The sequence below is a fragment of the Streptomyces aurantiacus genome (assembly GCF_001418335.1).
GTDB classification, from domain to species: Bacteria; Actinomycetota; Actinomycetes; order Streptomycetales; family Streptomycetaceae; genus Streptomyces; species Streptomyces aurantiacus.
In genome coordinates, this window is the sequence record NZ_LIPP01000323.1 from 1 (window position 1) to 9,906 (window position 9,906).

Below are 9,906 nucleotides of genomic sequence, written 5' to 3' on the forward strand. Positions count from 1 at the left end.
AGCTTCAATGGACGGTGTGATGGGACACGCAGGAATGGCCGCGGCAGCCGTCCGCTACCTCAGGTCGACGGAAACGACCGTAGCCGCACTCGGCGCTCCCGTCGAAGCGCTGCCGCGCCCCGAGTTGCGGTGCGTCGGGGAGGACGAGCGTGCCGTCATCGCCCCGGCCGAGTTCAGGCACGTACTGGGACACTTCGCGACCGGCGTGACCGTCGTGACGGCACCCGCCACCACGGGCGGCGACGGCGACAGCGAGGACCGGCCCGCCGGTTTCGCCTGCCAGTCCTTCTCGTCCCTCTCCCTCGACCCACCGCTCGTCACCTTCATGGTCGGCCGTACGTCGACGACCTGGCCGCGCATCGCCCGCGCGGGCGTCTTCTGCGTCAACATCCTGGGCGCCCACCAGGGCGACCTGTGCCGCGGCTTCGCGGTGAGCGGCACGGACAAGTTCGCGGGCGTCCCGTACGACGCGGCCCCGGTCTCCGGCTCCCCGCGCCTCGCGGGCACGCTCGCGTGGATCGACTGCACGATNNGACCACCTCATCGTCATCGGCCGGGTGAACGCCCTGGGCGCGACCGGCGGGGACGAGCCGCCTCTGCTGTTCCACAAGGGGCAATTCCTCTGACCGCTCAGGCCGCCACCGCTTTCGCCGTCCCCACCGCGCTCGGCCGCCGCCGTATCACCAGCGCCATCAGCGCGGCCACCGCGCACAGCGCCCCGGAGGTGTACCACATCACGTTGTACGAGCCGAAGGTGTCGCGGACGACCCCGCCGATGAACGCGACGAGGGCGGCGCCGACCTGGTGGGAGGCGAGGACCCAGCCGAAGACGATGGCGCTGTCGTCGCCGAACTGGTCGCGGCACAGGGCGATCGTGGGCGGGACGGTGGCGACCCAGTCGAGGCCGTAGAAGACGATGAAGAAGACCATCGGCGGGTGGACCGAAGGGGCCAGGAGGATGGGGAGGAAGAGGAGGGAGACGCCGCGCAGGGCGTAGTAGACCGCCAGCAGACGGCGCGGGTCGAAGCGGTCCGTGAACCAGCCGGAGGCGATCGTGCCGACGACGTCGAAGACGCCGATCACGGCGAGGAGCGAGGCCGCCACCGTGACGGGCATGCCGTGGTCGTGGGCGGCGGGCACGAAGTGGGTCTGGATCAGGCCGTTGGTCGAGGCGCCACAGATCGCGAAGGTTCCCGCGAGCAGCCAGAAGGGCCCGGTGCGCGCGGCGGCGAAGAGGACCTGCACGGTGCGGCGTGCCGCCCCCGCCACGGGCGGTGGCTTCTCGACGAACTCCGTCGCCCCGTACGGCTCGATGCCGACGTCCGCCGGGTGGTCGCGCAACAGCAGCCATACGAACGGCACGACCGCGAGCGCCGCCAGGGACACGGTCACGGCGGCCGGGCGCCAGTCGTGTTCCGAGACGATCCAGGACAGGACGGGCAGGAAGATCAGCTGGCCGGAGGCGGACGCGGCGGTGAGGATGCCGGTGACCAGGCCGCGCCGCTCGGTGAACCAGCGGTTCGTGACGGTCGCGGCGAACGCGAGGGCCATCGAGCCCGAGCCGAGCCCGACGAGCAGCCCCCAGCACAGCAGCAGCTGCCAGGCCGCGGTCATCCACACCGTGGCGCCGGAGCCGACCGCGATCACGATCAGCGCGAGCGCGACGACCCGCCGGATGCCGAACCGGTCCATCAGCGCGGCGGCGAACGGCGCCGTCAGCCCGTACAGCGCGAGGTTGACGGAGACCGCGAGGCCGATCGTGCCGCGCGACCAGTCGAATTCCTCGTGCAACGGGTCGATCAGCAGACCGGGCAGGGAACGGAAGGCCGCCGCGCCGATGATCGTCACGAAGGTGACGGCGGCCACGAACCAGGCCCGGTGCACACGCGTACGCCGCCGTCCGGCTCCGGCTCCGGGGTCCTGCGCGGATGCCGGATCGGTCGCGGCGTCGGTTGTCTGTGTCACGTCAACGAGCATCCGTCCTGCGGCGTCCCCATGCGAGTGGCCCGAAGGACAGCATTCGCTAGGATCGGGCCATGGGTACGCAGCTGCCGCACAACCCGTTCCGTCCGCACCGCGTCGTCGTCCTCGCCCTGGACGGCCTCCTCCCCTTCGAACTGGGCATCCCGCAGCGCATCTTCGGGCGTGCCCTGGATGCGAAGGGCCGGCAGCTGTACGAGATCGTCACCTGCTCGATCCGACCGCCGGGCCCGGTCGAGACGGACGCCGACTTCTCGGTGCTCGTCGAGAACGGGCCCGAGGCGCTGGCCACCGCCGACACCGTCGTCGTTCCCGCCTTCTACGAGTTCGGCCCGGTCCACGATGAGGGCGTACTCACCGACGAGCTGGCCGCCGCCCTCGCCCTGATCCGGCCGGGCACCCGGCTCGTCTCCATCTGCACGGGCGGGTACGTGCTCGCCGCCGCCGGACTTCTCGACGGGCGCCCGGCGACCACGCACTGGGCATCCGCCGAGCACTTCCAGCGGCTCTTCCCGAAGGTGCGGGTCGACGCCGACGTGCTGTTCATCGACGACGGGGACATCCTGACCTCCGCCGGTGTCGCGGCGGGCATCGACCTGTGCGTCCACATCGTGCGCCGCGACCACGGAACCGCCGTCGCCAACGAGGTGGCCCGCCGCACGGTCGTCCCTCCGCACCGGGACGGCGGACAGGCGCAGTACATCCAACGACCGGTTCCGGAACCGCAGTTGGCCACCACGACCGCAGCCCGCGCCTGGGCCCTGGGCAGGCTGCACGAACCGATCCAACTGCGGGACATGGCCGCACAGGAAGCGATGTCGGTACGTACGTTCACGCGCCGCTTCCGGGAGGAGGCCGGAATCAGCCCCGGCCAGTGGCTCACCCAACAACGGGTCGAACGCGCCCGCCACCTTCTGGAGTCCACGGACCTCTCGATCGACCAGATCGCCGCCGACGCCGGCTTCGGCACGGCCCAGTCGATGCGTCAGCACCTCCAGTCGACGCTGGGGGTCACCCCGACGTCGTACCGCCGCACGTTCCGCTGAACAGCCCTTTCCCCACCTTTACCGCCGCGCGGTCAGGCCGCCGAGGCACGGACAAGCATCGTGCCCACGGCCCTGCCCTCGGGCGGCTCGATCAGGGACACGCGCACGTCGGAGAAGCCGTGCCCGGTCAGGATGCGCCGCCACTCGTCCGGGGTGTGGTCGTGCCGCAGCCCGGCTTCGGCGGGCTTGGGCCCCTGACTGCCTGGAGGCAGATGCGAGAAGGCCAGGATGCCGCCCGGCGCCATACGCGAGCGAATCAGCGGGAGCAGGGTGTCCGGATCGACGAACCACACGGCACCGAAGATCGACAGCACGACATCGAACGTCTCGTCCGTCTCGTGCAGGAACGCCGCCACGTCCACCGTACGGAACTCAAGGCCGGGCATCTGGCCCCAGCGCTCCCGCGCGACCCTCTCCCGGGCGGGGGCGACGTCCACCCCTTGGCCGGTCGCGCCAAGCGTCACAAGGTGCGCGAGGTTGCTGCCGCTCCCCGAGCCGAGGTCCAGCACCCGGCGTCCGGCCACCGGACCCAGAACGCTCTCGTCCGGCCCGTGATCGGCGTACTGAGTCCAGTTCAGCCAGGTCGTCTCACCCTTGGCGTTCACGGTCCTGCGCGGCGTGCTCCCGGCTGCGTACCTGTCCCAGGGCTCAGCCAATGACATGCGGTAGCCCTTTCCGGCATGAGGGGCCCACCCCGACATGCGGCACCCCGCGTTGGAGAAGTGAAGCGGGGCGGGGTTGGCGGGGGGGGTCGGAGTCAGTCGCGGAACTCGCGGCGGTTGACGGCCCCTATGAAGTACCGCCAGCCGTCGCGGGTGAACAGGAGTATGGGGCTGTTGGCGTCCTTGCTGTCGCGGGTTGCTATCGCGTTGGGCAGGGCGGCGGCCTCTATGCACGCGCCCTGACCGCTGCTGTAGGTGCTCTTGAACCAGTTCGCGTCGGTGAGGTCGGGGCTGTTCATGCTGTCTCCAGTTCGTGGTTGAACTCGCGTGCCGCTTCTGCGATGAGGGCGAGCGAGTCACGGGTGCTGAGTGCTGCTGTCTGTAGGGCGGCGAAGATCTCCGTGTAGTGCTCGGCGTCTTGTTCGGAGTCGAGCAGCGCGTCACCGGCCATGCCGTCGATGTATACGACCGCCGGTTCGCCGGCTTTGGTGAAGGTGGCCACCGCGAAGGAACCGGGCATACCTGGATGCGCGCCGACGCTCCAGGGGATGACATGCAGGGTGATGTGGGGCTGTTCGGCGAGCGTTTGCAGGTGGCGCATCTGCTCGGCCATGACGTGCGGTCCGCCGACGGCCCTTCGTAGGGCGGCCTGGTCCATGACGGCGGTGAGAGTCAAGGGCTTCGGCCGGACGAGAACTGCCTGTCGTTCGATGCGGGCCTGCACGTGGTGTTCGAGGTCAGTGCTGGTGGCGGACGGCCACACGCCTTGGATGACGGCGGCAGCGTAGTCGCGTGTCTGTACGAGGCCGGGAATGAACGAGGACTCGTAGCTGCGGACTTGTGCCGCGACGTCCTCGCAGGCGATCCATGCTTTGTAGTCGCGGCGCAGGTCGGCGTGGAAGGGCCGCAGGAAGTCCTGCCTGCCGGCTTCCTCCCACAGGGCGTCAATCTCTGTGCGCGTGGCGGCATCGGCCCCGTAGCGCGTGAGGAGGTGATGCAGGGTGCCGCGGTTGGGCCGGGCCTCGGCGTTCTCGGCGCGCCGTAGCGTGCTCTTACTGACGGGGCCCTCTGCGATCACGTCCTCGCGTGACATCCCGGCGGCTTCGCGTAGCCGGCGGAGCGCGAGCGCGAGGCTTCGTAGGCCCGGCGTCTTCTCGGTCACGGCATCCCCTCCCTGGGTTATGGGCGTATACCCGCCGAGTTTGGCGTACGGAGGTCTGCCTCGCCAAGCTCGATTTCGAATGAACCAGTTCATTTGAACTGGTTGCATATGACTCAGTTCACCGGTCATGCTGAACCTCGGAACGGACACCCACTGTGACAAGTCGGTAGCCGTGAGTTGACTGCGCCCTGTGGGGCCAGGGCTCGCGCCCTCGGGGCGTGACGTGGCCCTGATCGACTGGGAGGACTGACCCTTGACCACACTCGTGCTGTATGTCCTTGCGCTGCTGCTGCCCGGCACCGGCCGCCGCAGACTCCCCGCTGGTCCGCGACACCGGAAGGTGGGCGCGGCATGGACGGTGTGACGTACTGGTTCCGGCACACGGCCGAGCCCAGGGCGGTGCCGCGGGGACGGCGGTTCGCGTCGAACGCGCTCAGGGACTGGGGACTTGAGCACATGAGCGAGTCCGTGACGCTGATCGCGTCCGAGTTGTTGACCAACGCCGTGGAGGCCACCGGAACCACGAAGGCCGGGCTGAGCCGTGCCGAACGCGAGACGTTACCCCTGGTCGCGGTGCGGCTGCGCGTGTGCGGCCGGACGCTGGCCGTCGAGGTCTGGGACACCAGCCGGACGCTGCCCCGGATGCGAACGCCCGACGCGGACGCCGAGAACGGCCGGGGCCTGCCGATAGTGACGCTGTTGTGCGAGCGCTGGGACTCCTACCGCCATCCCTCGGGCGGCAAAGTCGTCTATGCGGTGCTGCCTCTCGCGCGACCGACGGCGGCGATCGCGCGAGAGGAGGCCGACGGGACCGGAGGTGTTGCCGAGCGGGACCCGCGAGCCGCCCGAGCGCTCTCGTCCACGAACTCACCGCGCATGCCTGCCGATTCACCGGGGCGGAAGAGGTGATCCATCGCCTCCCGCGGACTCCGTCAACCAGGTACGCCACCCCCGAGCGCCCAGCCTGACTCAGCGCAGTTGTTCCGTCGGCGTCACCCCCGACGTGCTGGTGCCCTGGAGTGCCTCCGGGCACCAGTCGGTCGAACGCGTTGGCGGTAGCCGACGGAATCAGCACGTCAAAACGTCAGCACAGCCCGCGCGACCCGCCCCGCCCTCGCGTCCGCCGCCGCCTCCTCGAAGTCCTCCACCGGTACAAGGAAGGGGACGATCCCGTCGAAAAGCCCTGCTTCAGCCACGGAACGCGGCCACCGCGTGCGCCGTGTCGATGTACTCCCTGACCGCGGTGACCTTGTCGTTCTTGATCTCGAAGAGGAAGTGGTAGACCTGGTTGAGGGTGTTGCCGTTGCTCAGCGTGCCCGTCCCTTCGGCCTCCACCGCCACCCGGTCGCCCTCCGCCGTCACCCCGGTGACGATCATCCGGAGTCCGTCGGGGGTCGAGCCGCGGAAGTTGGTGATGTGCTCGACGAACTGCTTCTTCGGCATGCCACCGGCATGGGGGACCGATGCGGGATTCGCCATCACGGTCCACACAGCGTCGTCCCGGAGCAGGGCGAAGGTCTCGTTGATGTCGCCTTCCGCGGAGAAGCCCCTCACCATCCGCTGGGCGATGTCCTTGTTCCGTTCGATGCTCATGAAGATCTCCTGCTGCGTCGTGGACAGGGCTCGTCGGTTCGGCCGTGTCGGCCGTGCGGCCTCATGTCGTGATCAGCTACCGCGGTGTCGATCACGGTCTCCATCCTGTGCGCGATCGCCCGTACTTTGAATATTTGACAGTCCGGTTTCCCTTTGCGATCGTCCGGACATGACCGGTGACCTGCTGTCCGAGGTATTCGACGTCGTCGAAATCCGAGGGCTGGTGTCAGGTGGTTTCACCGCGCGACGGCCATGGGTGGCGCGCTCCGCCCTCACCGAGCCGCTGAAGTTCATCGCGATGGCGCGCGGCCGGGCCCGGCTGGCCACTGACGGCATCGGCGCTCCGCTCGACTTGCAGCCCGGTGACATCGCTATCCTGAACGGCCGCTCTTGGCTTGAGCTCCGGGGCGGCACGGGAGAAGGGCCGCCCCGCGAGATCGAGGTACCGGTCGGCTACTCCTCTTTCCACGATGCCGCCGCCGACCTGACCGACGCCGACGACATCGTCCTCGGCGGACATATCGATCTCAACCCGGCAGGAGAAGCCCTGCTGCTGGAGGCGCTTCCACCGGTCGGGCACGTCCGTGCGTCGGCCGCCGCGGCGCCCCGCTTGTGCAGCAGCCTCGACCGGATCCTCGACGAGGTGACCGGCAACCTCATGGGCTCCGCGTTCGCCATCCGGCAGCACGGTCAGCTCCTGCTGCTGGACATGCTCCGCGCCTACGTCGATCAGGCCGAACTTCCCCCGGGACGGCTGCGGCTGCTGGCCGACGAACGGCTGCGTCCGGCGCTCGACCTCATGCACGCCGAACCCGGGAAACCCTGGCGGCTGGCGGAACTGGCGCGCGCCGCGTCGATGTCCAGGACCACCTTCGCCGCGCGCTTCCGGCTCGTGGCAGGCATACCACCGCTCACCTACCTCAGCCGCTGGCGGATGCTGCTGGCGCAGCGCGCCCTGCGCGAGGGAGACGACCGCATCTCCTCCCTCGCCTCCGTCCTGGGGTACGCGTCGGAGAGCGCCTTCAGTACGGCGTTCAAACGGGAGGTGGGGGAGTCGCCGCGGTATTACCGGTACCAGTACCGGCACCAGATGCGCGACGAGGCGGAGGCCCACGCCGGTGATCAGAGATCCGGCCACCGTCCGGCGCGTCAACTCGGCGTCTGATCCGCGTCGTTGCGTCACCTGGCGGCCGAGAAGTCTTCCCCACTGCCGGAGAGGCCAGCCGGCGGCCTCAAAACGTCAGCACGGCCAGTGAGGCGGTCCGGCTCCTTGCCGAAGAAGGTCTGGTGGCTGCTCGTCATGGGAGCGGCGTCTTCGTGCGGGAGACGCAGAGGCTGTTCCCATTCGGCAGCGACCGCTACTCGCGCAGGAACCGCGAGACCGGCCTCACGCCTTTCCGCCTGGAAGCCGACCGACAGGGCAAGGAGGCCCCCATCGACGTCGTGAGCATCGCCCGGAAACGCCCTCCTCAGGAGGTGGCCGAACGTCTGAACACCCCGGTCGACGAGGAGAGTGTGGTGCACCGGGAGAACCACTACTTCGCCGACGACGAACCCGTCCAGATCGTGTCCACGTACCTCCGCAATCCATCGACGCGATCTGCTACGTGGCTCCCAACGCCTGACCCGGCGTCCCTACGACCGCGTCGGCTGAGGAAGCGTTCTCAGGCCGCCATCCGCCGCCTTGTTGGCGTGGGCCGTGGTCAGCCACGGAATTCGCGGCGGTTGACGGCTCCTATGAAGTCCTGCCAGCCGTCGCGGGTGAACAGGAGTATGGGACTGTTGTAGTCCTTGCTGTCGCGTGAGGCGATCGCGGTGGGCAGGGCAGCGACCTCTATGCACTGTCCCTCGCCGCTGCTGTAGCTGCTTGTGAACCAGTGGGCAGTGGTGAGGTCGGCGGCATTCATGCTGTCTCCAGTTCATGTGTCAGTTCGGCCGTCGCCCTGGCGATCAGGGCGAGCGAATCATCGGGGCTGAGGGCCTGCGCCCGCAGATTGTCGAAGATCGTGGTGTAGCGGGCGATGCCGGCGTCCGACTCCAGAAGCTGTCGTTGGCCATCGAGTCGATGTACACGATCTGCCCGTCCTCGGGGTCCGCGAAGGAGAACAGGGCGAGGCCGCCGGGCGAGCACGAGAACGCCGGTGACGGCTTCCGCCGCCGGCACGTTCCTCGTCGTCGGGACAATCGCCCAGTCCGCCGTCACCGAAGTCCTCGGCTGTCATTGGCTGTCCTCGACTCAAGCGCTCACGGAAACTGCTGAGAACGGCCAGTGTCAGTGTCCGGCCATACTGTTCCGGCATGACATACGGACTCGTCAGCAAGTTCCCGACCCAGCCCGGCAAAAGCCGTGACCTGGCGGATCGTCTGCTGCAGGCAGCGAAGCTGCTGGAACGCGACCCCGGCTGCATCCACTACCTCGTCAGCACCTCGGACGAGCCTGACACTGTCTGGGTCCTCGAACTCTGGACCGACAAACCCGCGCACGACGCGTCTTTGGAGCCGGAGGACATCCGGACGCTTGTCCAACAGGCCCGGCCATTGATCGCGGGAATCCCGGAGCAGACTCACCTGACGGTTCACGGCGGCAAGGGCCTTCCCTCCTGATCGCCGGGCCACCACTGGATCCGGCACCATGCCGACCACGGCGACACCTCGCCACCAACCGCCCCGCTGGGAGCACCCGTTGACGGACCCGCGCACTCCGATCGATCCGAGCACATCCAGAGCAGGAGGCACTCCGTGATCCATTCCGATGTGACCATCCGCTACTCCGCCGCCACCAATGAAGTGGATGTATCCGGATCGGCGGTCGCACTTGAGGGATTGGGGAACGCTCTGCTCCAGGACGACACAGAGGTTGCAACTTCCCAAGGAAGCGACCCGTCCCCGTACTCGGCTTACCTCTCCGGCGTGCGACTGCGACTGCTGCAAGACGGAATGGTCCTCGTCGCTGTCGATGAGGGCCAAGGTGTGCTGACCTTCACGGGATCCGAAGAATCAATGACCGTTCTGGCAGACAATATTCGAGACCTTGGCCGCGAAGGAGATGCAGGAGACCACCTGCACATCGAGCACCACGAAGATCATTTCTATCTCGCGGAATCGCCGATCTCGCTTGTCGTCAGCCGCGACGATGGTTGATGATCCGCACCAGGTTCGCCGGCTCAACGGTCGGCGCCTCTCGGACTGCTCCCTCAGCGGTGACAGGCAGGGCGGTCGGCACGACGCAGAGCCTTGAGCGTCGGATGACCGGCCGACGTTCGTCGACGGTCTGAAATCCTTACCCGGCACGGTATTGCGCCACTGCCGGAAAGGACGGCGAGTGCTGCGGAGGCGGCGTCAAAACGTCAGGACCGCCCGCGCCACCCGCCCCGCCCCCGCGTCCGCCGCCGCCTTCTCGAAGTCCTCCACCGGATACGTCCCCGTCACCAGCTCGTCCAGCAGCAGCCGCCCTTCCCGGTAC

The 9,906-nt window shown here is 68.4% G+C and carries 13 protein-coding genes and 3 pseudogenes; 8 read left to right on the forward strand and 8 right to left on the reverse strand.

Annotated elements, in window-relative coordinates; all coding sequences use genetic code 11:
- Positions 1 to 34 precede the first annotated feature (34 nt).
- Positions 35 to 531 (forward strand): annotated as a pseudogene (locus tag AOK01_RS41990) (flavin reductase family protein); the annotation flags it as partial.
- Between the two features lie 2 nt (positions 532 to 533).
- Positions 534 to 626, forward strand: a pseudogene (locus AOK01_RS45640) (flavin reductase); the annotation flags it as partial.
- Between the two features lie 4 nt (positions 627 to 630).
- Here the strand turns inward: AOK01_RS45640 and AOK01_RS33200 are convergent.
- Positions 631 to 1,965 carry an MFS transporter gene (locus tag AOK01_RS33200; protein WP_063792905.1) on the reverse strand — a complete coding sequence of 445 codons (1,335 nt, stop codon included), beginning with the start codon at positions 1,963 to 1,965 and terminating at the stop codon, positions 631 to 633.
- A 71-nt stretch (positions 1,966 to 2,036) separates the two neighbouring features.
- Between AOK01_RS33200 and AOK01_RS33205 the strand changes: the two genes are divergently transcribed.
- Entirely contained in the window at positions 2,037 to 3,026 is a 990-nt protein-coding gene (locus AOK01_RS33205) for a GlxA family transcriptional regulator (protein WP_055518257.1), read from the forward strand.
- A gap of 32 nt (positions 3,027 to 3,058) precedes the next feature.
- Here AOK01_RS33205 and AOK01_RS33210 read toward each other — a convergent pair whose 3' ends face one another.
- From AOK01_RS33210 to AOK01_RS33220, 3 genes are all read right to left on the reverse strand, one after another.
- The gene (locus tag AOK01_RS33210; protein ID WP_055518259.1) at positions 3,059 to 3,688 is read right to left on the reverse strand and encodes a class I SAM-dependent methyltransferase; all 630 of its coding nucleotides are present in this window, start codon (positions 3,686 to 3,688) and stop codon (positions 3,059 to 3,061) included.
- Between the two features lie 95 nt (positions 3,689 to 3,783).
- Complete coding sequence (locus AOK01_RS33215) at positions 3,784 to 3,987, reverse strand: DUF397 domain-containing protein (protein ID WP_055518261.1); 204 nt, start codon at positions 3,985 to 3,987, stop codon at positions 3,784 to 3,786.
- Positions 3,984 to 4,850 (reverse strand): helix-turn-helix domain-containing protein, encoded by an 867-nt coding sequence (locus AOK01_RS33220; protein WP_063792903.1) that lies wholly within the window; start codon positions 4,848 to 4,850, stop codon positions 3,984 to 3,986. Before AOK01_RS33220 ends, AOK01_RS33215 begins: the two co-directional genes overlap by 4 nt.
- A 351-nt stretch (positions 4,851 to 5,201) precedes the next feature.
- On the opposite strand from AOK01_RS33220, the gene AOK01_RS33225 reads away from it, so the two are divergent.
- Positions 5,202 to 5,759 (forward strand): ATP-binding protein, encoded by a 558-nt coding sequence (locus tag AOK01_RS33225; RefSeq protein WP_055518263.1) that lies wholly within the window; start codon positions 5,202 to 5,204, stop codon positions 5,757 to 5,759.
- Between the two features lie 279 nt (positions 5,760 to 6,038).
- Here the strand turns inward: AOK01_RS33225 and AOK01_RS33230 are convergent, their stop codons facing one another.
- Positions 6,039 to 6,443, reverse strand: coding sequence for a nuclear transport factor 2 family protein (locus tag AOK01_RS33230; protein WP_055518265.1), 405 nt, complete (start codon positions 6,441 to 6,443; stop codon positions 6,039 to 6,041).
- A 169-nt stretch (positions 6,444 to 6,612) separates the two neighbouring features.
- Here AOK01_RS33230 and AOK01_RS33235 point away from each other — a divergent pair, with 169 nt between their 5' ends.
- On the forward strand, positions 6,613 to 7,608 hold the full coding sequence (locus AOK01_RS33235; protein ID WP_063792904.1) for an AraC family transcriptional regulator: 996 nt from the start codon (positions 6,613 to 6,615) through the stop codon (positions 7,606 to 7,608).
- Positions 7,609 to 7,760: 152 nt separating this feature from the next.
- Positions 7,761 to 8,231: a UTRA domain-containing protein gene (locus AOK01_RS45645; protein WP_281181469.1), complete on the forward strand. Its 471-nt coding sequence runs from the start codon at positions 7,761 to 7,763 to the stop codon at positions 8,229 to 8,231.
- Here the strand turns inward: AOK01_RS45645 and AOK01_RS33245 are convergent.
- A complete protein-coding gene (locus AOK01_RS33245) occupies positions 8,147 to 8,350 on the reverse strand; it encodes a DUF397 domain-containing protein (RefSeq protein WP_055518269.1) in 204 nt (67 codons plus the stop codon). The two genes, AOK01_RS45645 and AOK01_RS33245, sit on opposite strands and share 85 nt — an antisense overlap.
- The gene (locus AOK01_RS43110) at positions 8,347 to 8,646 is read right to left on the reverse strand and encodes a Scr1 family TA system antitoxin-like transcriptional regulator (protein WP_190850956.1); all 300 of its coding nucleotides are present in this window, start codon (positions 8,644 to 8,646) and stop codon (positions 8,347 to 8,349) included. The genes AOK01_RS33245 and AOK01_RS43110 overlap by 4 nt, the downstream gene beginning before the upstream one ends.
- Positions 8,647 to 8,741: 95 nt before the next feature.
- On the opposite strand from AOK01_RS43110, the gene AOK01_RS33250 reads away from it, so the two are divergent.
- Positions 8,742 to 9,047 carry a putative quinol monooxygenase gene (locus tag AOK01_RS33250; protein WP_055518270.1) on the forward strand — a complete coding sequence of 102 codons (306 nt, stop codon included), beginning with the start codon at positions 8,742 to 8,744 and terminating at the stop codon, positions 9,045 to 9,047.
- 135 nt (positions 9,048 to 9,182) lie between these two features.
- Complete coding sequence (locus tag AOK01_RS43825) at positions 9,183 to 9,584, forward strand: Imm32 family immunity protein (RefSeq protein ID WP_157871585.1); 402 nt, start codon at positions 9,183 to 9,185, stop codon at positions 9,582 to 9,584.
- Between the two features lie 198 nt (positions 9,585 to 9,782).
- Here AOK01_RS43825 and AOK01_RS43115 read toward each other — a convergent pair.
- Positions 9,783 to 9,906 (reverse strand): annotated as a pseudogene (locus AOK01_RS43115) (Zn-dependent alcohol dehydrogenase); the annotation flags it as partial.

Coding starts and splice junctions, on each gene's coding strand:
- AOK01_RS33210 (WP_055518259.1), bottom strand. CDS start 3,688: ATGTCATTGGCTGAGCCCTGGGACAGGTACGCAGCCGGGAGCACGCCG.
- AOK01_RS33235 (WP_063792904.1), top strand. CDS start 6,613: ATGACCGGTGACCTGCTGTCCGAGGTATTCGACGTCGTCGAAATCCGA.
- AOK01_RS33225 (WP_055518263.1), top strand. CDS start 5,202: ATGGACGGTGTGACGTACTGGTTCCGGCACACGGCCGAGCCCAGGGCG.
- AOK01_RS33250 (WP_055518270.1), top strand. CDS start 8,742: ATGACATACGGACTCGTCAGCAAGTTCCCGACCCAGCCCGGCAAAAGC.
- AOK01_RS33215 (WP_055518261.1), bottom strand. CDS start 3,987: ATGAACAGCCCCGACCTCACCGACGCGAACTGGTTCAAGAGCACCTAC.
- AOK01_RS33230 (WP_055518265.1), bottom strand. CDS start 6,443: ATGAGCATCGAACGGAACAAGGACATCGCCCAGCGGATGGTGAGGGGC.
- AOK01_RS33245 (WP_055518269.1), bottom strand. CDS start 8,350: ATGAATGCCGCCGACCTCACCACTGCCCACTGGTTCACAAGCAGCTAC.
- AOK01_RS33205 (WP_055518257.1), top strand. CDS start 2,037: ATGGGTACGCAGCTGCCGCACAACCCGTTCCGTCCGCACCGCGTCGTC.